This window comes from Ensifer sp. (assembly GCF_031989085.1).
Lineage (GTDB): Bacteria > Pseudomonadota > Alphaproteobacteria > Rhizobiales > Rhizobiaceae > Ensifer.
On record NZ_DALZXU010000002.1, the window covers coordinates 916,648 to 939,558 of the forward strand.

The following is a 22,911-nucleotide window of genomic DNA, read 5'->3' on the forward strand; positions in this document are numbered from 1 at the left end:
GTTCAGCGCTCGTCGGAGCGGAACCGGTTGATGGCGATAGTCGCCAGGGCCTGAATGCTGTTGCTGTTGAGGCTGTCCTCGTGCCAGCCCTCGAGGTCGAAGACCTCGCTATCCTCCGCGATCGCGCCGCGCCAGCCGAAGAGCAGCTTGCGCGCCCGGCGATGCGTGGCTTCGCTGCGGAACAACAGCACCTGCTTTTCGCCGGTTTGCGGCGGGCGATAGCGACGGGCCGCGTTGACCAGGAGGTCGGTCACGTCGGCGTTGACCGCCTCCTCCCGGGAATAGGTGCCCGCCCGCAGACCCAGCGTCTTGAGCAGGGCGAGCGTGAAATTGAACTCCCGGAGATAATCGACGACGCCCATCCGCCCGGACAAAACCTTGCGGGTGAAATAGCCGATGCGCTTGACGCGACGCTCGGTGTTCCAGCGAAAGCGGGTGAACCGCGACTTCGATTTGACGTAGCCCGGCGCCCAGGCATCGATCACGGCGGTGAAGCGCAGATCGGCCCCACGTTCGCGCAGTTGCCGGGCAATCTCGACCGCCAGCACGCCGTTGACGCAAAGCCCCATGACGCCGACCGGCCCTTTGAGAATGCCTGCACCCATGCTGTCGACGGCGTGGCCGGCGATTTCCTCGAGCGACATGGTGGCGAGATCGCCGGTGAGATCCGCATGGAACATGTTGGCGTTATACACCGAAACGGCGTCTCCGAGATCGCTCGCAAGCCGGTAGTACAGAAACGGATGGTTGAGCGTGTAGAGCGTATAGGGCGCATCTGCCTGTCCACAGGCGCTCACGTTCCAGGGGCTCGCACTTGCCTGCTCCACCGCCGCGTCACTGGGCTCGCTGGCGCCGAACAGCGCGTCGGCAAAACCGGAAAAGGTCGGTTGCTTGAACAGGAGTTCGAGATCCGCCTTTGCCCCGAGCTTCGAGCGAACGCCCGAGAGCATCCGCAGCGCGAGGAGCGAGTGGCCGCCAAGGGCGAAGAAGTTGTCGCTCGGCGCGACGGCGGGCACGCCGAGCACGTCCGCCCAGATCGCGGCAAGTGCGCGTGTCTGGTCGGCTCGCGCCGCCGGGGTCCGAACGGGGGCGTCCGCCGGCTCGACGCGCTCATCCTTGACCGGCGCCGATGGCAGCGCCGGAAGCCGCAATGCGCCTCGATCGACGCTGCCGCTGGCATCGCGCGGAAAGTTGAGAAGCACGCTGATGCCACCGGGCATCGCCGCTGGCGACAGTTGCCGGCCGAGATAGTCCATCAGGCTTTCCGGCATCCGGTCGAGCGGCTCGGTGGTGGTGGGTGCCGGTGTTACGAAGGCATGGACGCGCTTGCCATCATCTTCTTCCTTGACGACGGCCGAACCGACCGACGGATGAGCGGCAAGCATCTGCTCGATCGCCGTCGCGCGGCCGGTTTCCACCCGTTGGGCCCTGATTTCGCGCGCAGGGACGACAAGGGCAGAAAGCGTCGCCGATGGCTTTTCCAGCGCCATCTCATAGGCATCCTGCCAAAGCCGCAACAGAGCCTCGATCGTCGCTTTTTCGAACAGGTCGGCATTGTATTCGATCGACATACGCCATCCGCTCGGCCGGCCGATCATGATGAAGCTCAGATCGTAGATGACGCCAGGCGACTGAGACGGCGCGCTCAGCAGTTCGAAACCACCATATTGATGATCTTCGAGAAATGCCTTCTGCAGGTTGAAGTTGACGGAGATCAGCGGATTGCGCGAAGGGTCGCGGACCGGATTGACCAGCTCCACCAACTTGTTGAAGGGCATCCGGTGATGGTTGAGCGCGGCCGTCACCTTCGCACTTGCCAAACGCACGTGCTCGGCAAACGACACGTCATCCGCGATGTCGAACCGCAGGACGACATTGTTGATGAAGACGCCAATGAGATTTTCCAGGTCGGTCTCGTCGCGGCCCGCAACCTGCGAACCGAACATCACGGTGTTGTGGCCGGTATAGCGATGGAGAAGCGCGCTGACGACGGCAGCACCGAAACTATAGAGCGAAACCCGGTGTGCGCGGGCGGCGGCGTCGATCCGTTCGCTGAATTCGCTCGGATTGTTGACGGACAGGATGTTGCCGCGACTGGTCTTGACCGGGCCGCGCGGGGTATCGGGAATGACCTCGAAATAGGGCGCGCCGGTCAATTGTTCGCGCCAGAAGGATTTCTCCGTCTCGAAACCGTAGCTGCCCAGATACTCCTGCTGCCACAGCGAGAAATCGCCATATTGCAGCGGCAGGTCGGGAACGGCCGGCGGCCGCCCAGCGTCGAGCGCCGCCGCGATCTCGCCGACTTCGCGACCCAGCACGCGGATCGACCAGCCGTCAAAGCAGCTTTGATGAGCGGTAATCAACAGGAAGCCGCGCTCGTTCTCCACCATCAGCAACGAGACGCGGAAGAGATAGGGACTGCTGAGATCGAACGGCGCGCGCGCGGTTTCCTCGCCGATCGACAGGATGCGCTGTTCGCGCTGGTCGACCGGCACGTTTCTCAGGTCAATGACCGACATCTTGAAGTCGACCTCGTCGACCACCTGCTGGCAGGGCCTGCCGCCGACCTCGACGAACCGGGTCCGCAGGATCTCGTGACGCTGGATCACCATTCGGAAGGCGGCCTCCAGCGTCGACGACCGGAAGGCGCCGCGGATCTCCCAGCGCACCGCGACGTTGAGCGCCGGATTGCCGGGCTTCAGTTGATCGAGGATCCAGCAGCGCAGCTGGGTCTGTGAACAGGGGAACTCCGCGATCACGACGGGTTCGGCGACGGTTGCTGTGTTGCTGGTCTCTTTCATGCTCGTGATACCTGCTCAACCCGGCGACGTGCGCCATTGCGGAAATCTCTCAGCGAAGGCACGGGCGGCTCAGCGCCGTTCAGATCGATCTCATCACGCGTCTCGGCAAAGGCAGCGAGTTCGGCGATCGAAGGATGCATCATCAGATGTTTGGCCTCGAGCCGCAGACCGCTGTCGAGCATGCGGGCGGCGATGCGGAAGATGATCAGCGAATCCGCCCCGAGCGCATAGAGGTTGTCGTCGACGCCGACGTCCTCCGCGTTCAGGACCTCGCGCCAGATCTCGCTGAGGCGGGTTTCCAGCGGCGTGCGCGGCTGTACCTTGACGGCTGCGACCACCCGTTGCGGCAACCCGCGCTGCTCGAGCGTCTTGCGGTCGAGCTTCCCGTTGGCAGTCTGTGGAAGAGCCTCTTCCAGCACCCAGAAACTCGGCACCATATGGGCCGGCAGGTTGGCCGCGGCATGGGCTGCCAGCGTGGATGCCGTGGGCTTGTCGGCCGGATTTTCGGGAATGACATAGCCCACGAGCTGCCGGTCGCCGTTCTTGCCTGAGGCAGCGACGACGGCGCATTGACGAACCCCGACGGCACTCGCCATGGCGGCTTCGATGTCGCCGAGCTCGATGCGGAAGCCGCGCAGCTTGATCTGCTGGTCGCGGCGGCCGAGCAGTTGCAGCGAACCGTCGGCAAGCCGCCGGCCAACGTCACCGGTCTTGTAGAGACGCTCCGCCGCTCCGGTTCCGACGTTGATGTCGACAAAGGCCTTCTCGGTCAGGTCGGACCGGGCGAAGTAGCCGTTGGCGAGGCCCTCGCCACCGATGTGCAATTCACCGGTGACGCCGATCGGAGCAACCCGACCGCTCTTGTCGAGGATCAGCAGCTGCGTGTTGGCGATCGGATGGCCGATGGTGATCGGCTTCTCGCCGTCCTCGATCCGCTGCACCGACGACCAGATCGTCGTTTCGGTCGGGCCGTACATGTTCCACAACTCGCCACCCAGGCCGAGCAACGACGAAGCGAGTGGCTTGGGCAGCGGTTCGCCGCCGCAGAGCATCTTCAGGCCCTGTCGGCTGAGGCCGGCTTCGAGCAGCATCTGCCACAGCGTCGGTGTCGCCTGCAGGACGGTTGCCCCGCAGCTTTCAATGAGCCCCACCAGGGCGAAGCCGTCACGCACGGTCTGGCGGCCGGCAAGCACCACCTTGGCGCCCGTAATCAGCGGCAGATAGAGTTCGAGGCCGGCGATATCGAAGGAGATCGTCGTCACCGCGACGATCGTGTCGCGGTCGGTCAGTCCCGGTTCCCGCGCCATCGACGTCAGGAAGTTGATAAGCGCGCGGTGGGAGACCTCCACCCCTTTCGGCGCGCCGGTGGAACCGGACGTGAAGATGATGTAGGCGGGCGTCGCCGCATCGTTGGGCAGCTTGGGCAACGCTTTCTCCGGGCCGCCGGCAGCGTGTTCGCCGTCGATGCGGATGACGGCGACGTCCTTGCCGACCAGGCCACCTGCCCGCTCGCCATCGCTGACGACGCCGGCGACACGCGCGACCTCCAATGTCTGCGTCAGCCGTGTCTCCGGGTGCGCCGGGTCGAGCGGCACATAGGCATGGCCCGATTTCATGATCGCCAGCAGCGCAACCACCATCTCGAGCGAGCGCTCGACCAGCAGCGCTATCCTCTGCCCCGGCTCCGGAACGGCCTGCTGGATCCGGCATGCCAGCGCGTCGGATCGCGCCTCGAGTTCGCCGTAGGTCATCGTCGCGCCGTCGAGCTCGACGGCCACCGCGGTCGGCTGTTCGGCGGCCCTGCGGCCGAACAGCGAAAAGACGAAGGCATCGCGGTCGTAGTCGGCGGCCGTGTCGTTGAGGCCCTCGGTGAGCCACGCCCGTTCTGCCGCCGACAAAAGTGGCAGGTCTCCGATCGGCCGGGTGATATCGGCGGCCAGCGCGGAAACCAGCGTCGTCAAATGTCCGATCCAGCGTTCGATCGTGCTGCGGTCAAACACCTCGGCGTTGTAGTCGACATCGATGCGCACGCCCTTCGGGCTTTCGGTCAGGTTGAAGAACATATCGAAGTTGGAGAACGCCTTGGCGTTCGAAGCCACGCTCGTCTGCAGCCCGCCGAACTCCAGATTGTCGGGCACCCGCTCCAGATTGAACTGGATCTCGGTCAAAGGCAGGCGGTGCGTGTCGCGCTTGACGCCGAGCTTCCTGACCAGCGTGCCGTAGGTATAGTCCTGGTGTTCGAAAGCGCCGAGCACCAGTTGCTGCGTGGCCTTCAGATGCTCGTCAAAACGCATGGAAGACGAAACGGTCTGGCGAAGCGGCAGCAAGTTGACGCAATGGCCGACCAGCGTCTGGCCGTCGAGCAGGCTCTGACCTGCGGATGGCACCGCGACGACGATGTCGTCTTGCCCGGAAAGGCGCGCGATCATGACCTGAAGTGCGGCGAGCAGGGTGGAAAACAACGTCGCTCCGGACTTGGCGCCCGCCTTCTTCAGCGCCTTGTAGGTATCCGCCTCGATATGGCCGGTGACGGTGCCGCCGGCAAAGCTGCGGCGCTCCGACCTCGGCCGATCGAGCGGCATCTCCGGCAGGTCGGGCACATCCTTGTACTGGTCGAGCCAGAATGTCTCGGTTGCGTTCGATATCTCGGCATTGGGGGCGAGATCGGTCGCATAGGTGGCAAAGGAGAGTGGCAGCGCAAGTGCAGCCTCGGCGCCGCCGACAGCGGCCGTATAGGTCGCCGCAAGCTCTTCGATCAGCACATTGACCGACCAGCCGTCGCAAACGATGTGGTGCGCGGTGAAGACCAGGCGGTGACGGTCCGAGGCCATGCGAACGATGGAGGCCCTGACGAGCGGTCCGTTGGCAAGGTCGAAGGGCGTGCGCGCATCCTCGTCGGTCAATTGCCGGAACAGCGCCTCGGCGTCACTTTCGCCGGAAAGGTCGATCTCGGCGACATCAAGTTCGAAATCGGGAATGAACTCGAAATGATCGCCCGCCCGGCCGAAGCGGATCTGCAGGGCATCATGCCGTGCGACGACCGTGTCGAGCGCCTGGCGAAGGCGCGCGCGGTCGAGCGGCCCGTCCAGAACCATCGTGAAGGACTCGTTGAAGGAGCAGGACGCGCCGTCGCCGACCTGGGCGGCGAGCCAGATTTCCTTTTGCGCTTCGGTCAGCGGTGCCGACGACGGACGCACGGGGCCGTCTGCGGCGGGCACCGCCACACTATCCTTGGCCTCGTTCTGCCCGCCGAAGATGCCGACCGACTGGAGCGCATCGAGACTGGTGCGGAAGGCCGCGGCGATGGCCTGAAAGTCGGCCTCGCTGTGGGCGGTCGTGAGGAAGCAGGGATAGCCGTCCTGAATGTGGATGCCCAGCATGCGCATCTTGCCATACATCAGGGCGCCGAGCGGATCGTCGCTGCCGAAGTCGGCGTAGAACCAGCTCTTGTAGCCGTGGATCGTCTTTGCAATCCCGCGCCTTGCGAGATCGGCGTTGATCTCGGCGACCAGCGCCTGCGTGCGATCGGCGACCGGCCCATAAAGCGCTGCGCCCTCGCCCCTGATGTGATGGAGCACGGCCTTAGCCGCTGCCAGCACCAGCGGATGACGCACGAACGTACCGGCACAGAAGGTCGGCGCGGTCATCGGGACACTGTCGTCGCCATAGTTCCATGTGCCGCCGTCGAGCGCATCCATGTAACGGCTGTCGCCGACCAGGACGCCGATCGGCATGCCGCCGCCGATCACCTTGCCATAGGTGGCCATGTCGCCCTTGATGCCCCAGATGGCCTGAATCCCGCCGGGGTCGACGCGAAATCCGGTGACAACCTCGTCGAAGACAAGCGCGAATTCGGATTGCGTTGCGATCGTGCGCAACTCCCGCACGAACTCGACCGGCCGCAATTCCGGATGGCGGCTCTGGACCGGCTCGATGATGACGGCGGCGATATCCGCCGCATTGGCCTTGATCCATTCAAGGCTTTCGGGTTCGCCATAGCGAAGCACCGTCATGTTGGCGACCGAGGCGGACGGAATGCCTGCGGCAACGGGGATCGCCACCGGCGCACCCGCCCGGTTCTTGCCCTTGACCAGCACCTCGTCGAACTGCCCGTGATAATCGTTGCCGAAGATCACGATCCGGTCCCGGCCGGTCACCGTGCGGGCTACCCGCATGGCCGCCATCACCGCTTCCGAACCGGTGTTGCAGAAGGTCACCCGCTCGTGTCCGGTCATCTCGGCGATCATTGCCGCGACTTCGCCGGCGAGCGGCGTCTGAGGACCGATGGCAAACCCGGCGTCGGCCTGCGCCTTCACAGCCTCGACAACGAAATCCGGGGCATGGCCGAAGGCCGTCTGTCCCATGCCGTTGACGAGGTCGATGTATTCGTTGCCATCGACGTCCCAGATGCGCGATCCCTTCGACCGCTCGGAGACCACGGGAAAGACCATTTCCTTCCAGTCCTGGCGGAACCCGGCGGCCGTGCGCGGGTCGGCCAGCCATTTGCGGTTCTCGCCCGTAAAGCGCTTCGACTTTCCGTTGCGCGCTTCATAGGCTGCGATGAGGTCCGTCACGAAAGCCTGCTTAGCGGGCGTCATCTCGCTTGCGAGGCTCTTGGCACCCGGGCGGTAAAGCTTGATGCGGCCTGCGCCGATTTCGCTCTCGTCCTGACGGCCGACGGCATCCTTCGGTGCCGGCTGCGGCGCAGCCGTTTGGATCGAGGTGGCGACCGCCGCAGTCGTCGTCGCGGCAACCGGCGCGGCGACGGAACCCGTCGCCTGCAGCACCTGCAACTGCTGCGAAACGATCGTCTGCAACATCTGCAGTTGAGAGTGGAGGACGGCCTCGATCCCGGCAACGTTCGCGACCGTCGCGACGGGAGCAACCACCGGCAACAATGCGACCGGTCCGGCCAGCTGTGCCGCGGCGGCGGTTGCCGCGATTTGCGGCGTCGCTGCCGCTGCTGCCGGCACCTGTTGCGGTTCAGGCGGTAGCTGCGCATCAAGGTGCGAAGCCAGATCGGCCACGGTCGGAATGTTGCTCAGGAGTTCGCGGAAGGACAGCTTGACCTTGTAGTCCTTCTCGATCCTCTGGGCGAACTGGCCGATGAAGAGTGAATCGAAGCCGAGTTCCAGGAACGTCGCACCCGCTTCGCCCGGCCCGAGCGCTTCCCCGGACATGTCGCCGAGCAAGGCGAGAAGGGCAGTCTGCAATGCCGGAATGCGGCTTGCGGCAGCAACTGGTGTGGCAGCATTCATGATGTTGATCCCGTCAATCGGTTGCGCTTGAGTGTCGCTTGAGGAAGGCTCGTGCCCGGCGTGTGGCGCGACCGGCAACGTCGATCGGCCTTCACTGCGGCGCACCGAGGCAGGTGCGTCGATCCAGTGGCGTTGCCGCTGGAACGGATAGGTCGGCAGCACCAGGGGCGCTTGTCCGGGGGCAGACGAAGTCGGCCAGTTGAGTTCGCAACCCGACATCCACAGCTTGCCATGGGCTTCGGCGAGGACTTCGCCGGCCGCATGCGCGCGGTCGTGCTCGGGCAGCGACTGCACGACAGCCGTGATCGCATCGCGGGCAAGGGTCTGTGCCGCGAAGACCGACAGGGTTCGGCCCGGGCCGACCTCCAGCAACACCGGCTTACGCCCGTCGCAAAGCGTTGCCAGCCCGTCTGCAAAGCGCACGGGCGCACGGCAATGTTTCGCCCAGTAGTCCGGCGACAGGCCCTGCTCGATCGTCTGCCATCCACCGGTGACGCAGGAGATATAGGGTGTAATGGCCGTGCCGTAGGTGACCTTTGCCGTCTCCTCGCGCAGCGCGTCCGTGACGCCGTCCATCATGGCCGAATGAAACGCATGGGATGTGTGTAGTCGGCTGTAGGCGATGCCGGCACGCTCCATGGAAGCGCAAGCCGCATCGACGGCAGCAAAGGTTCCGGAAATTACGCAGAGCTTCGGGGCGTTGACCGCCGCGATTTCGACGCCCTCGCCGAGATGGGCGCTGACCGCTTCGACCTCGGCGCGCACGGACACCATCGCACCTTGCGGCTGCGACTGCATCAGACGGCCGCGCGCGGCGACCAGCCGCAATCCGTCCTCGAACGAAATGACATTGGCAAGCGTCGCAGCAACGAATTCGCCGACGCTGTGGCCGATCATGATGTCGGGCTTCAGGCCGCGGCTCATCCACAACCGCGCCAGCGCATGCTCGACGATGTAGAGGCTGGGCTGTGCGATGCGGGTCTCGCGTTGCTCGTCGGCCATGGCCTGGCTGACCGTGCCGGCGTGGCAGATGAAATCGCGCAGATCGGTTTTCAATGGCGCGCGAAGCAGATCGGCGCCGCGGTCGATCCAGCGGGTGAATTCCGGTTCGCGGCCATAAAGACCGGCTCCCATGCCGACATATTGCGAACCCTGGCCGGGAAACATGAAGGCGATCGGCGGACGATCAGCCGCCACTGCGTTCGGCACTCGGTCCGCGCCCAGACGGTCGATCGCCTGCTGCATGTCGCTGACGGCTACCGCGGTGCGGTGAGCGAACGCCCGCCGTCCAGACTGCAGTGTGTGGGCCACCTGCGAAATCGCCACATCGGGGTTTGCCTGCAAATGGTCGCGCAGGTTCAGCCGCATGGCGGCAAGGGCCGCCTCGTTGCGGGCGGACAGCGGCAGAATGTACGGTCCTTCCGATACATCCTCGATATCGCCTTGGGGTGCAGGCGCCTGTTCCAGAACCAGATGCACATTGGTGCCACCAACGCCGAACGAACTGACACCGGCACGGCGGGGGCCGTCCGTCACCGGCCAATCGGCGGTGCTGTCGGGGATGTAGAAGGGGCTCGCGTCAAGATCGATGCGCGGGTTCGGGCGCTGGTAATTCGCCATGCCCGGGATCTTGGCATGGTAGAGCGCGAGCGTGGTCTTGATCAGCCCGCAGACGCCCGCCGCCGCATCGAGGTGACCGACATTGCCCTTGACGGAACCAAGCGCGCATTGCCGCCGCGCGTCGCCGGCATCGGAAAAAGCGCTCTTCAGGCCGCCGAACTCGATCGGGTCGCCGAGCGGCGTCGCGGTCCCATGGCATTCGACATAACCGATCGTGCGCGGATCCACGCCGGCGTTTGCAAGGGCGGAGGCGATCGCGTCCGCCTGCCCCTCGACGCTCGGTGCCGTAAAGCCGATCTTGTCGGCGCCGTCGTTGTTGATGCCGTAGCCGCGAATGACGGCGAAGATCCGGTCGCCGTCGCGCAGCGCATCGTCCAGACGTTTCAACAGCACGATGCCGGCGCCGCTGCCGAAGACCGTTCCGGCCGCCTTTTCGTCGAACGGCCGGCAGACGCCGTCGGGCGAAACCATGCCGCCCTCCTGATAGATATAGCCGCGCCGCTGCGGGATGGTGATCGACACGCCGCCGGCGAGCGCCATGTCGCACGTATAGGTCAAGAGGTTCTGGCAGGCCTGGGACACGGCCAGAAGCGATGTCGAGCAGGCGGACTGGATGGCGATGGCCGGTCCGCGCAGGTTGAACTTGTAGGCGATGCGGGTGGCAAGCACATCGGTCAGCGAACCGACAATCTGCTGGAAGCAGCCGATCTGGTAGTTGGAGGTGAACTCCTCGGCCTTTGCCCGTTCGCCGAGGACATTGTTGATCAGGTAGGTGGGCATCGACGCGCCGGCGAAGACACCGACGAGACCCGGATACCGATGGGGATCGTAGCCTGCCCGCTCAAGTGCCTCCCAGCAGATCTCGAGAAAGACGCGATGCTGCGGATCGGTGACCGCCGCCTCGCGTGGGAACATGCCGAAGAATTCCGCGTCGAACAGCTCGATATCAGGGAGCTGTGGCCGGGCCGGCACGTAATTCGCAGCCGCCCGCTCCTCGTCGGTGAACGCGTCGTCGATCTCCTCCGGTTTCAGCTTCGAGAAGGCGTTGCCCCCCTTGCACACGAGATCCCAAAGCGCCTCGACCGAGGGGGCGCCCGGAAACCGGCCGGACATGCCGATGATCGCGATGCCCGTCAGGTCCTGCTCGTCGCGCTCGCAATCGCGGGTTTCGTCCGCACTGTCAAAGACCGTCATGAAGCGCTCCTGCGGAAATGGGACATTGTTTTTTTTTGCAAGCCGGCCCGTTCGGCCGCCGTCATTGCGCGGGCACTCGCCGGCGACTTGCCGTCGAGGAAGCGCGCCAGTTCCCGGATCGTCGGGTGCTTGAACAGCGCGACCACATCGACAGGGCGGGCGAGGCTTGTTTCCAGCGCCGCATGCACACGCATCAGCTGGAGCGACGTGCCGCCGAGATCGAAGAAGTTGCGATCGAGTTCCACGGCCTGCAATCCGAGGACATTTCGCCATTGTTCCAGCAGCATGGCCTCGGTCCGGCTGGCGACCGGCGCGTTTTCGGCCGGCAGCACGTCCGCGGGCACCGGCAGCCTGGCACGGTCAACCTTTCCCGACTGATGCAACGGCAACTGCTCGAGCACCATCACGGCGCTCGGGATCATGTAGGCGGGCAGGCTGTTGCGCAGCCGTTCCATCACGGCGCGGATGAGTTCGGCATCGTCAACGCGCGTGCCCTCGCGCGGGCACAGATAGCCGACGATACGCTTGTGCGACTGATCGAGGTGCTGGCAGATGACGACGCCGTCGGCGAGCCGCGGATCGCGCCTGAGCGCCGCTTCGATCTCATCGAGTTCGATGCGCTTTCCATTGAGCTTGATCTGCCGATCGCGCCGTCCTCGAAACAGCAGGATCCCGTCCTCGCCGAGCACGGCAAGGTCGCCCGTCAGGTAACCGCGTACATCACCCTCGTCCGTATGGATGGTCACGAACCGTTCCGCCGTCAGCTCCGGGCGGCGGAAATAGCCGATGGCGACGCCATCGCCCGTCAAGACAAGCTCGCCCTCGACGCCGCGCCCGATCGGCCGCTGGTCTTCGTCGACAATCAGGATCCCCGTGTGACTGATCGCACCCCCGATCGGCACATCCTTGCCGTCGAAGGCTGCGGGAATATCGAAGGCCGTCGCCATCACGGTGATTTCCGTCGGCCCGTAGGCATTGGTCAGGCGGCAGCCCGGATGCGCCTTCTGGAAGCGTTTGACATGTTCGGCCGAAGCCACTTCGCCGCCCAGCATCATGTGCCGCAGCGTCGGCAGCTCGCCGCAGGAAAAGTCGGCGAGAAGATTGAACAGACCGGTCGTGATCAGCGAGACGGTGACACCGTTGTCGCGGATGGCATCCCGCAACCGGGCGACCGAAAAACGTCCGTCCGGCAGCCCGGCAAGGATCGCCCCGTTGATCAACGCGCCCCAGACCTCGAACGTGGTGATGTCGAATGCGATGGTGCCGGCATGCAGCACCACGTCGCCGCTGCCGAGCTCGACATAGTTCTGGTCGAGCACAAGCCGGGTGATGCCGCGATGGGGAATGGATACGCCTTTGGGGCGCCCTGTCGAACCCGACGTGTACATGACGTAAGCCAGGTCGCCGCCGTCCACCGCGACGGGATCGAGCGGGCGCCTTTCAACTTGCAAGAGGCCGGCGACAACAGCACCGAGATCGGCAACCGTGCCCTTCACGCTCGGCACCAGCCGGATCGTCGCGAGCGTGCAGCTGTCGACGAAGACCACCTTGGGCTCGCAATCGCCGATGACATAATCGAGGTGATCTACCGGGAAGGTCGTGTCGAGCGGAAGATAGGCCGCGCCTGCCTTGAGCGTCGCCAGCATGGCGACGACCGTGTCGAGGGAACGCGGGACGAAGAGGCAGACGATATCGCCCTTGCCGACGCCCTGGTCGATCAGATAGGCGGCGAGCGCGTCGGACAGGCGATCGAGCTCGCCATAGCTGATCGCGCGATCCTCGAAGACGATGGCGGTTGCATGCGGCGCCGCTCGGGCCTGCTGGCGGACGATGGCGTGAACGGAGCTCTGCGGATCATAGTGCACGACGTCTCGCGAGCGGCCGGTTGTACCTTCGGACGCCGTTGCCGAACCGTCCGTCCCGGAGAATCGGAACTCAGCCATACCTCGCCTCCTGTTGCCTTTCCCTGCCGCCAGGCGATGTGGGTCCAGACACCCTGCCGCCCTCGCACGGGCCGCAATTTTGTTGCAACGCCGTCGTCAGGCAGAATTCCATGGTGGCGAAAAATGAACAGCTGATCATTGGGATAGGCGCGGCGCCGACGCGCCATCAAAAGGTTTAGGCCCGCTTAGTCCTTATGGCGATGCGGGCCGCGTCAGCGCGCAAGCCACGCGCCTTCGGCCGCCACTGTCCGCGACATACATCCTATTGAAAATATTGATTTTATACTGCGTCAGCGCTCCCGATCCGGCCGGGCGCGGGTGACGAAAACCCCATGATCGAAGGGCCTACTGAAGGTCGTAGGCCCTGACATAGTCGATAAACATGTGGGAAGGGTCGGGCGCCTGATCGGCGGTCTTTTCGACCAGGGCAAGATTGAGCAGCACATACATCGGCTGCCGGTGCTCGGGCCGCGTTTCGGCCTTCCACACGAGTTTGCGGTCGAAATACATCCGGATGAATTCGGAGTCGATCTTCACGCCGTAGGTATGAAAATCCTGAGGATCGGCATCGCCGAACACCTCGATCCGACTGAATTGCGAATCGTCCTTGTCATCACGATGCCAGACATGGATGACAGAGGAATAGCCGTCGGGCTTGTCGCCGTAGAATTCCATCACGTCTATTTCCGCCGTCGACTTCGAGCGATCCTTGCCGATGAGCCAGAAGGCGGGCCATACACCCGGACCAACAGGCAGTCGGGCGCGCATTTCGAAATAGCCGTATTGCTGGGCAAAGCCGTTGCCCTTGGGATCCACCGATGCAAGCAGGCCCGACTGCCAGTCGCCTTCGGGATCGCGCTTTGCCTCGATCCGCAGGATACCGTTCTCGGTCTTGAAGGGCGTGCGCTGGCCGGGATCGGCAAAACGGGCGCCGCCGAAATCGCCCGACCACGGCGTGTGGGCGATCCAGCGGGTGCCCGGCCCCCAGGCCGATACGCTGAGATCGTCGAACGGCTCATCGAAGGTCAAGGGCATGTCGTCGAGCGGAAGCTCGTCTCCTGTATCGCCACCGGCATAACCGCCGCCATAGGCCGCCGACGCCAGCATCAGCAGACACAGGCAGCCGAGGACCGGCCGGGCAAAAAGCCGGGATTTCGGATGACGGGCCCACAAGGGGCGAGCTTCGCGAACAGATGGGGTCATGCCGCAAAGCTAGCTGCCGCCCCGCCGCGGGTCCATTACCGATTAAGGACGCGGCTTTATGCGAAAGACTTAGCCGCAGGCGTAAATACGCGCCCTGCCCCCTTTGATAGGATCGCCGCAGCAACTGGAACGGGTGGCATGAGCTTTGAACTGATCGGCTTCGTGACCGTACTTGCAGGGTTGGGCGTCCTGATGGCGCCTGTCCACTGGGCGTTGACGTTGATGGTCGTTTCGACCGCGCTTGGCTCCGCGGCGGCCATCGACCTGCCCGCCCTTGGCGGCGCGTCCATCCTCGTGCCCAACGTGTTCCTCTTGTTCTTCGGCCTCAGGGTGCTGATGGCCTATGGCGAAGGGCCTGTGCTTTCCGCCTTCGTGCCTGCAGGCGCCGGCTTCTGGTTGATGGTGCTTACCTTTTTCGGTGTCCTGACTGCATTCCTGTCGCCACGTCTGTTCCAGGGTGCCGTCGACGTCATGACCGTCGAGCGCTCGGTCGGCGCAAGGAGCTTCATTTCGCTGTCGCCGCTGCAGTTCTCCTCCAACAACATAACCCAGACCGTCTATGCGCTCGGCGGCCTTGGCTGTTTCGGTTTCTGCTACGCCTATCTGCGTCGCACGATGGCGCCGTCGCACCTCATCAACGCTCTGCTCGTCGCTGCCGCAGTCAATATCGCCTTCGCGGTGGCCGATGTCGTCACCTACTTCAGCGGCACGGAATATCTGCTGAGCGTGGTGCGGACCGCCAACTATGCCCTTCTCACAGGTGCCGAAAAAGGCGGACTGAAGCGGATTTCCGGATCCTTCCCCGAGGCATCCGCCTTTGCCGACTACACCCTGGTGCTGTTTGCCGCCACCGCGAGCCTCTGGCTCGACCGGGTGCGCGCTCGGGTGACGGGTGTCCTTGCGGCAGCCTCTCTGGCGGGATTGATATTCTCGACCTCAGCCACGGCGCTGCTGGGACTTGCCGTCGTTTTCCCGTTTCTCTGGATCCGCTCGATCCTCACGGCTTTCGATCGCAGCAAGCCTGCCCGCCCGGTCTTCCTCGCGGCGCTTTTCCTGGTGGTCCCGCTCGTCATCCTCGCTATCGTCAACCTGTTTCCGGAGATGATTGCGACCGTTTACGACTTTCTCGACGAGATGCTGCTGTCGAAGGCCGACAGTCAGTCGGGCCGCGAGCGCGCCATGTGGAACACCGCAGCCTACGAGGCGTTCATCAATACGTTCGGCCTTGGAGCAGGACTGGGAAGCGCCCGTGCTTCCAGCTATCTCCTGGTGCTGCTGTCGAATGTGGGCATCCTCGGGTTCATCCTCTTTTGCATTTTTGTCGCGGCTACTCTTTTCGCGCGCACGGCGTCCGATGGCGTGCGCTCGGCGGAGAGCCGCGCGGCAATGCGCGCGGCCAAGGCCGGGTTTGGCGCAGCCCTCAGTACGGCTCTGGTATCGGGCACCGTCTACGATCTCGGCCTGATGGTCTACATCCTGGGCGGTAGCGTCTCGGCGCTGGCATGCCGACAGATCATCCAGCCAACAGCAACCGGTGCGCGGCTGATAGGTGCGTCCGGGCCGCGCCGCATGGGAGGCATCCGATGAAAATCGTTATCTTCAACGTCAAATACAGCGAAAACCTCGGCGACGGAATTCTAGCCCAATGCCTGGAGACCGCACTCGCCCGCGGCATGGCAACGCCTGACGTCACGACGATCGACCTTGCCGGCAGGACGGCTTTCGGCACTGGCGGCGGAGGCCGGCGCCGGCAGGTGCTGAAGGTACTGCAGGCGCTGCCGTCGGCCCTGCGCCGGCTGGTTGTCAGACGGGCACTTGCGCCCAAACTCCGTCGACTGCAGGTCGAATGGCAAAACGCGATCGATGCCGCGGACGCCGTCGTCATCGGCGGCGGCAACCTGTTTCAGGACGACGATCTGAATTTCCCGCTGAAGGTTGGCGCTGCGCTGGACTGCATCAGGCGCAGCGGCAAGCCGCTCGCCATCTATGCTGTCGGCGCCAGTCGCGACTGGTCACACCAGGCAAGACAGCTCTTCGGCGTGATCGAGAACTGCCAGCTCGTCCATGTCTCCGTTCGCGACACCATCGCCAGCGGCAACTGGATCGGACATTTTCCGGCCGGGCCGCACGCCGAGATACTTCCGGACCCGGGCCTGCTCATTCGCGATATCGTTGAAACACAGGATATCGAAGCGTCGAAGATCGACGACCGCCCGATCGGCATCTGCGTTACCGACCCGCTGATCCTGCGCCGTCATTCGAGCCGCCAGGCGCATGGCATTCCCTTCCGCCACGCGGACGACTACCGCCAGTTGCTCGGCCTCCTGCTCGACGCCGGATACCGCGTCTGCCTGTTTACGAACGGAGCACAGGAGGATCAGGCCTTCGCCCGGCGCATACTCGACGCAAACGCGCTTGTCGGCCACATCGACAGCGGCGAACTACATCTCGCCGCTCGCCCCAAGACGCCGCAGGACCTGGTCCGCATCATCGCCTCGACACAGGTCATTCTGGCGCATCGCCTTCACGCCTGCATCGCCGCCTATTCACTGGGCGTGCCGCCGGTCGGCCTGGGTTGGGATCCGAAGGTCGACGGCTTCTTCCAGTTCATCGGCCACTCCGACCATTTTGCCGGCGATGCCACCATTACCGCGCAGCAGGTCGCATCCCTGCTCGAAGAAGCTGCCCGCCGTGGCATCGATCCTGCGATCCACGCGGCCGTCCTCGATCAGGCTCGCGCCGGCATCGCGCAATTGCACGCGAGCCTGGACGCGCAGCACTTCAACAGAGAACGCCCGGCACTCCAGCCTGCGATGGCGGCAAGCGAGGAGGACCGTTTCGGCTACGTTTTAGCGCGCAGCCTCTAATCGTTACGGGTCACAGGCCGACGATCAATGGCACCATCCTGGAGCTCATACCTAAAGATCAATTTTTTCAGCTGCTTACCGGCGACCCCACCCGCCCGGATTAAGCTCATATCGATGTGAATTCCCACCATTACTAACTATCTTGGGTAATATCCCTAACCACCGGTTGTTTGCTATATACTTAAGTACAATCTGAAAGACCAAAGAGAGAGTGCGCCTTTATGGTGGGGCAACTTCAGGCAATTTTGGGGTCGCGGCCGTTGCGCGAACCGTCGCCTTTACAGACGGATCAGCAAAGGCCCGAGGTGGCGCTCGCCCGAAAACGCGTCTTTCCCGCGGGCTCGATTCTGTTCGAGCCGGGCGGACGGACCTGCGTGCTGTATTTCATTTCCGGCTGGAGCGTCAGCCGCAGGATCCTGACCAACGGCACGCGCATCGTCATCGACTTCATCCTGCGCGGAGACATGGTCTGGACCCTGTCGTCGGAGATGACGCAGGAAACGATCCAGGCCCTGTCCGATGTGACGGCCTATGAGTTCGCCGTGCCCACCGGCGGCGCGGGGCCCGACCTGCCGCAAAAAGCCCAGCAGACCTTCCTCCACGAGACGCTCAAACGTCAGGTCAGGATGACCGAACGGTTGGCGAACATCGCGCGTCGCGACGCGCTGGAGCGCACCGGGCATCTGCTGCTCGAACTCTCACTGCGGGCAGGCAAGCCCGACAGACCGGGATTTGACGGCTTCGACTGCCCGTTGACGCAGTCCGATATCGGCGATGCCGTCGGCCTGTCGACCGTTCATATCAACCGCGTTCTAAAGGAGATGAGGCTTAAAGGATTGCTGTCGTTCAGAAATGGCATCGTCGAATTTCTCGACCGCCGCCGACTGGCCGAGCTGGTCGATTTCGATTCAGGTTACCTCGGCACCAATTCAGGATAAATCATTGCACCGACATTAACCTGTGTTAATGCAACCTTCGAATATATGTGATTTTGTACTAAAAACATTGAGAAAATGCGAGAGGAACACAAGGATATATTGAAACCATTACTTGTATCACTGATATTTACACCTTCAAAATAAAAATAAAAAGGAGAAATTTCAATGGATATTCGTTCAGCCACAATTGCAAGACCCTCAACGGCACGGCCGACATCCTTCCCAAGCGCAGTGGACCAGCGCATGCCCCAGGGACTGGCAGGTTCCGACGTGACAGCCCAGGAAGAGGACGTCGATTACATCCTCCTCATCGACCCCCGTGCCCTCGACCGGGAATGCCTCTCGAAGAGCCTGACCGGTTACGACCCCGACCTGACGATCATCACCGTCGGATCCTTTGAAGAATGGCGCAGCCGCAAACTGCCTGCAGATCCGTCCGCAGTTCTCCTGATCGTTGGCGGCGGCAAGGTCGGCGACCTCGCCATCTGCGAAAAGATCGAGACGCTGGTCGAGAAGTTCAAATACAGCCCAGTGATCGTGGTCGCCGAAACGGACGAACTCGGCCAGATCCTCAAGGCACTCGAATGCGGCGCCCGCGGCTACATTCCAAGCAATGTCGGCATCAATGTCGCGGCCGAGGCCATTGCGCTGGCCCGCGCCGGCGGCGTCTTCGTTCCGGCAAGCAGCATTCTGACGATGAGGGAGGCAATCAACTCCGTCGTCAACGGTGCGCGCTGCTCCGACAGTCTGTTCACGCCGCGCGAGATCGAGGTTGCCGAAGCCTTGCGCCGCGGTAAAGCCAACAAGATCATCGCCTATGAGATGGACCTGTGCGAGAGCACCGTGAAGGTTCATATCAGAAACATCATGAAGAAGCTGAATGCGACCAACCGCACCGAGGTCGCCTACAAGATCAGGGAATTCATGAAGTAATCCGGCGACACCAGGCGCACGGCTGACCTTCGGGTAAATGACGTTCGTCCGGTGCACCTGTGATACTCGCCCGCCGAGAACGCTCCTCCAAAGAGCGGACATGCCTCCTGTATCCGACCACCGTGTCGGTACGGGACGGCTTGGGCGATGGACCGCGTCACGACTGCGAACGTCGCGGGGCGTCTATTGGCGCGGCATCGGCATCCACCTTGGCGAAAGAGTGAGACGGCCCTGTCGCTGCGTCAGCGGCTGCCGGTTCCGTTGACGAGGTTGAGGATCAACTGGTGGACGTTGCCGCCGGCGCTGAGTTCGACCCGGTCGAAATCGCGGCTTCTTTGACGTTGTGCCATGGACAGTTCGCCGAGCCGCCGCGTCAACTCGGTCCTGATCTTGCGACAATTGGGGTCGCCCGCGACCGACAGCCCGACCGATGTTGCCTCGATCGCCTTGACCAGATCCTTGATGAAATCGCCGTGCACGCGCTCGTGGTCGCGAACGCCCGCGATGAACGTCTCCCAATTCTGCGCCATCGCGCCCTCAAGCGGCTTTGACGGCTTTGGTAGCGTATAGGTGATGATCAGCTTCGGCTTGGCAGTCACCAATGTGCAGCCGCCATCCTGCGGCTCGTATTTCCTGGTCCAGGTCAGCTTGAAATCGGTGTGGGCGATGGCGCGCACCAGTCCGCCGACCTTGGGCCCGCGTTCTCCGATCGAGGCATAGAGCTCGGCGCCGGTTTGTCCGGAGATGGCATAGGTATTGGTCTTTTCCACCGCCTGCCACTGCGCATGCGCCGGTGATGTCAGCGACAATGCGCCGGCGATCATGCTGCAAAAGAAAACGTCTCGCTTCACCCGAATCCCCTGAAAGGCGTCTCAATCCGGGTGACCCTACCGCATTATTCGCCGGCAGGCATCGTTTCGCGCCGTAGAAGCGTGGCCGTGGCGGCGAACGAAGCGCATCCGGCATCGGACGAGCGTCCCTGACGGTCGTTCGACGCTACTCCGCCGCCACTGCCGGCGGATAGAGCACCGTCGCGCCCGGTTCCGGGCTCGTCGCTTCGGCAACCTCAGGCTCCGGCGTGCGCTTCTTCGGCTCCCGACCGAAAAACAGCGCGTAGCCGGCCGGCAGCACCAGGATCGTCAGAACGGTCGCGACCAGGATCCCGCCCATCATCGCATAGGCGAGCGGCCCCCAGAAGACGCCGCGCGAGATCGGGATCAGCGCCAGAACCGCGGTCAGCGCCGTCAGCATGATCGGGCGAAACCGGCGCACGGCCGAGCCGATGATGGCTTCCGAGCGCTCCATGCCCGCGGCAATGTCCTGATCGATCTGGTCCACCAGGATGATCGAGTTGCGCATGATGATGCCGAGCAGGGCGATGACGCCGAGGATCGCGACGAAGCCGAAGGGCGCGCCACTGATCAACAGCGCCGCCGCCGCGCCGATGATGCCGAGCGGGCCGGTCGCCAGAACGAGCATCGCCTTTCCGAAATGCTGGAGCTGGATCATCAGGAGCACGACGATGACGGCCAGCATGATCGGCGCCTTGGCGGCGATCGAGCCCTGGCTTTCGGCGGCATCCTCGGCTCCGCCCTGGATGCTGACGCTGTAGCCGGGCGACAGGCCGTCGCGCAGTCCCTGCATGTCGCCATACATCTTCAATGCCACGTCGTTCGGCTGCACGCCGTCCGGCAGGGTGCCGCGAACCGTGATCGTCGGCAGACGATCCCTTCGCCATTCGATGCCCTGCTCGAGCACCGGCACCACCTTGGCCACCTGCGACAGCGGAACGAAGCTGCCGAAATCGGTCGGGATATAGATCGATTCCACCGACGACAGCAGCGCCCGGGTTGCGTCCGGCTCACGCGCGACGATCGAGACGGTTTCTTCGCCGTCGCGGAACGTGTCGAGCGGTACGCCGGACATGCTTGCCTGCAGCATCTGGCGGATGCGCTGCGACGTGACGCCGAGCGCGCGGGCGCGATCCTGGTCGACCACCAGCTTCATCGCCGCTACCGGCTCCAGCCAGTCGTCGTGCACGGCACCGAGCTGCGGGTTTTCGGCAAACTTCGCCTTCACCTGATCGGCGATGCGGCGGACCTCCTGGCGGTCCGGGCCCGTGATGCGCATCTGCACCGGCCAGCCGGTCGGAGGGCCTAGGAAGAGGCGGTCGACCTTGGAGCGGATCGACGGGAAGTCCTCGGCAAGGATCTTGCGCAGCTTCACGATCAGCCGCTCGCGCGCCGGCTCGTCATTGGCCATGATCAAAAGCTGGGCGAAATTCGGGTTGCGCAATTGCTGGTCGAGCGGCAGGAAGAAGCGCGGAGCGCCTTCGCCGATATAGGTGGCGATGAAGCGCTTGTCGGCATCGTCCATCATCCGCGCTTCCAGCGCCTTGGCCTCACTCTCGACTTCCTTGATGCTCGTGCCTTCCGGCAGCCAGAGATCGACGAGGATTTCCGGACGGGAGGACTGCGGGAAGAAGTTCTTCGGAATGAACTGGAACGCCCACAGGCTCACGAAGAAGGCGACAAGCGTCATCGACAGCACGATGACGCGATGGCGAACCGCCCAGGACACCGTCGAGCGCAGGCGCCGGTAGAAGCGGGTATCGAACACGTCGTGATGGCCGCCGGCATGGGAACGCTGCTTCAGGATCATGTTGCCGAGCCAGGGCGTGAAATAGACCGCCACGAACCACGAGACCACCAGCGCGATACCGACAACATAGAACAGCGAACGGACATATTCGCCCGCGGTCGAGGCTGCAAAACCGACGGGAATGAAGCCGGCTGTGGTGATCAGCGTGCCGGTCAGCATCGGGAAAGCCGTCGAGGTATAGGCGAAGCTTGCAGCCTCGACCTTGACGAGCCCCTCCTCCAGCTTCCGCTCCATCATCTCGACGACGATCATCGCGTCGTCCACCAGCAGCCCGAGCGCAATGATCAGCGCGCCGAGCGAGATGCGCTGCAAGTCGATGCCGAGCTCGTACATGATGGCAAAGGTGGCTGCCAGCACCAGCGGAATGGTGATGGCGATCACCAGGCCAGAGCGCCAGCCGATCGACAGGAACGAGACGACGAGCACGATCACCAGCGCCTCGCCCAGCGCCTTCATGAATTCGCCGACGGCTTCGGTGACCACCTCGGGCTGGTTTGCGATCTGGTCCACGCTGACGCCATAGGGCAGTGACGCCTCGAAGCGTTTATACGTTTCCTCGACGGCCTTGCCGACATCGGTGACCTTGAAGCCCTTGGCCATGACCACGCCGATCTGCACGCTGTCCTCACCGTTGAAGCGGAACTTGCGCGAATAGGGATCTTCCAGCCCCAGGGAAACCGTGGCGATATCGCCAAGGCGGGTCACCTGCCCGCCGGCCCTGACGCTGAGGTTCTTCAGATCCTCGACCTTGTCGAGTCCGCCCTCGACGGCAATGCGCACGGAGCGCGACCCGGTATCGACCGAACCGGCCGGATCGACGCTGTTCTGGCCGGCGATGGTGTTCCTCAGATCGTTGAGCGTCAGGCCGCGCGCCGCCAGCACCTTGGAGGAAACGTCGATGAAGATCTTTTCCGGCTGGTCGCCCAGGATCACCGCCTTTTCGACGCCGGGCGTCGTCAAGAGCATGTCGCGCGCCTGGATCGCGAACGCCTTCAGTTCCGGGTAGCTGTAGCCATCGCCACTCAGCGAATTCAGGGTGATGAAGGTGTCGCCGAACTCGTCGTTGAAATAGGGCCCGTGCAGGCCTTCCGGCAGCTCGCTGGCGATATCGCCGACCTTCTTGCGGACCTGATAGAAAGCGTCGGCGACCTGCTCGGCATTGGTATCGCCTTCGACCTGCAGGGTGATGATCGCGCTACCGGCGCGGGTGTAGGAACGCACGAAATCGAGGTGCGGCGTCTCCTGCAGCTTGCGCTCGATCTTGTTGACGACCTGGTCCTCCATCTCCTTGATCGAGGCGCCCGGCCAGAAAGCCTGCACCACCATGACGCGGAAGGTGAAATCGGGATCTTCCTTCTGTCCCATGCGCATCAGCCCGAAAACACCGGTAATGATGATCAGGCCGAACAGGAACCGCGCCATGCTGGGATGGGCGATCGCCCAGCGCGAAAGGTTGAAAGGCCGCTTTTCTTCGGTGGACTTGGACATCGGCG

General features: G+C 63.6%; 10 protein-coding genes. 4 read left to right on the forward strand and 6 right to left on the reverse strand.

From position 1 onward, the window contains the following. Positions 1–2 precede the first annotated feature (2 nt). The 4 genes from RTP54_RS16980 to RTP54_RS16995 all read right to left on the reverse strand — a co-directional run bounded on the left by RTP54_RS16980 (position 3) and on the right by RTP54_RS16995 (position 14,019). Positions 3–2,801 carry a condensation domain-containing protein gene (locus RTP54_RS16980; protein WP_312364341.1) on the reverse strand — a complete coding sequence of 933 codons (2,799 nt, stop codon included), beginning with the start codon at positions 2,799–2,801 and terminating at the stop codon, positions 3–5. Next, positions 2,798–10,873 carry a non-ribosomal peptide synthetase/type I polyketide synthase gene (locus tag RTP54_RS16985; protein WP_312364343.1) on the reverse strand — a complete coding sequence of 2,692 codons (8,076 nt, stop codon included), beginning with the start codon at positions 10,871–10,873 and terminating at the stop codon, positions 2,798–2,800. The genes RTP54_RS16980 and RTP54_RS16985 overlap by 4 nt, the downstream gene beginning before the upstream one ends. Next, positions 10,870–12,816 (reverse strand): amino acid adenylation domain-containing protein, encoded by a 1,947-nt coding sequence (locus RTP54_RS16990; protein WP_112817751.1) that lies wholly within the window; start codon positions 12,814–12,816, stop codon positions 10,870–10,872. Before RTP54_RS16990 ends, RTP54_RS16985 begins: the two co-directional genes overlap by 4 nt. Positions 12,817–13,161: 345 nt before the next feature. Further along, a complete protein-coding gene (locus RTP54_RS16995; RefSeq protein WP_312364345.1) occupies positions 13,162–14,019 on the reverse strand; it encodes a glycoside hydrolase family 16 protein in 858 nt (285 codons plus the stop codon). A gap of 138 nt (positions 14,020–14,157) precedes the next feature. Between RTP54_RS16995 and RTP54_RS17000 the strand changes: the two genes are divergently transcribed. From RTP54_RS17000 to RTP54_RS17015, 4 genes are all read left to right on the forward strand, one after another. Further along, entirely contained in the window at positions 14,158–15,606 is a 1,449-nt protein-coding gene (locus tag RTP54_RS17000) for a hypothetical protein (protein ID WP_312364347.1), read from the forward strand. Continuing rightward, on the forward strand, positions 15,603–16,886 hold the full coding sequence (locus RTP54_RS17005; protein ID WP_312364348.1) for a polysaccharide pyruvyl transferase family protein: 1,284 nt from the start codon (positions 15,603–15,605) through the stop codon (positions 16,884–16,886). The genes RTP54_RS17000 and RTP54_RS17005 overlap by 4 nt, the downstream gene beginning before the upstream one ends. 221 nt (positions 16,887–17,107) lie before the next feature. After that, complete coding sequence (locus RTP54_RS17010) at positions 17,108–17,824, forward strand: Crp/Fnr family transcriptional regulator (protein WP_112807734.1); 717 nt, start codon at positions 17,108–17,110, stop codon at positions 17,822–17,824. A 243-nt stretch (positions 17,825–18,067) separates the two neighbouring features. After that, a complete protein-coding gene (locus tag RTP54_RS17015) occupies positions 18,068–18,757 on the forward strand; it encodes a response regulator transcription factor (RefSeq protein ID WP_112807732.1) in 690 nt (229 codons plus the stop codon). A 242-nt stretch (positions 18,758–18,999) separates the two neighbouring features. On the opposite strand, the gene RTP54_RS17020 is transcribed toward RTP54_RS17015, so the two are convergent. Both RTP54_RS17020 and RTP54_RS17025 read right to left on the reverse strand, forming a co-directional pair. After that, positions 19,000–19,581: a DUF922 domain-containing Zn-dependent protease gene (locus tag RTP54_RS17020; protein ID WP_112833066.1), complete on the reverse strand. Its 582-nt coding sequence runs from the start codon at positions 19,579–19,581 to the stop codon at positions 19,000–19,002. A gap of 172 nt (positions 19,582–19,753) precedes the next feature. After that, a complete protein-coding gene (locus tag RTP54_RS17025) occupies positions 19,754–22,906 on the reverse strand; it encodes an efflux RND transporter permease subunit (RefSeq protein WP_112833080.1) in 3,153 nt (1,050 codons plus the stop codon). Positions 22,907–22,911: the final 5 nt, after the last annotated feature.

Excerpts from the sequence above, each read along its gene's own strand:
- RTP54_RS16995 (WP_312364345.1), bottom strand. The coding sequence starts at position 14,019 with ATGACCCCATCTGTTCGCGAAGCTCGCCCCTTGTGGGCCCGTCATCCG.
- RTP54_RS16980 (WP_312364341.1), bottom strand. The coding sequence starts at position 2,801 with ATGAAAGAGACCAGCAACACAGCAACCGTCGCCGAACCCGTCGTGATC.
- RTP54_RS17020 (WP_112833066.1), bottom strand. The coding sequence starts at position 19,581 with ATGATCGCCGGCGCATTGTCGCTGACATCACCGGCGCATGCGCAGTGG.
- RTP54_RS17000 (WP_312364347.1), top strand. The coding sequence starts at position 14,158 with ATGAGCTTTGAACTGATCGGCTTCGTGACCGTACTTGCAGGGTTGGGC.
- RTP54_RS17010 (WP_112807734.1), top strand. The coding sequence starts at position 17,108 with ATGGTGGGGCAACTTCAGGCAATTTTGGGGTCGCGGCCGTTGCGCGAA.
- RTP54_RS16985 (WP_312364343.1), bottom strand. The coding sequence starts at position 10,873 with ATGACGGTCTTTGACAGTGCGGACGAAACCCGCGATTGCGAGCGCGAC.
- RTP54_RS17005 (WP_312364348.1), top strand. The coding sequence starts at position 15,603 with ATGAAAATCGTTATCTTCAACGTCAAATACAGCGAAAACCTCGGCGAC.
- RTP54_RS17015 (WP_112807732.1), top strand. The coding sequence starts at position 18,068 with ATGCCCCAGGGACTGGCAGGTTCCGACGTGACAGCCCAGGAAGAGGAC.
- RTP54_RS16990 (WP_112817751.1), bottom strand. The coding sequence starts at position 12,816 with ATGGCTGAGTTCCGATTCTCCGGGACGGACGGTTCGGCAACGGCGTCC.
- RTP54_RS17025 (WP_112833080.1), bottom strand. The coding sequence starts at position 22,906 with ATGTCCAAGTCCACCGAAGAAAAGCGGCCTTTCAACCTTTCGCGCTGG.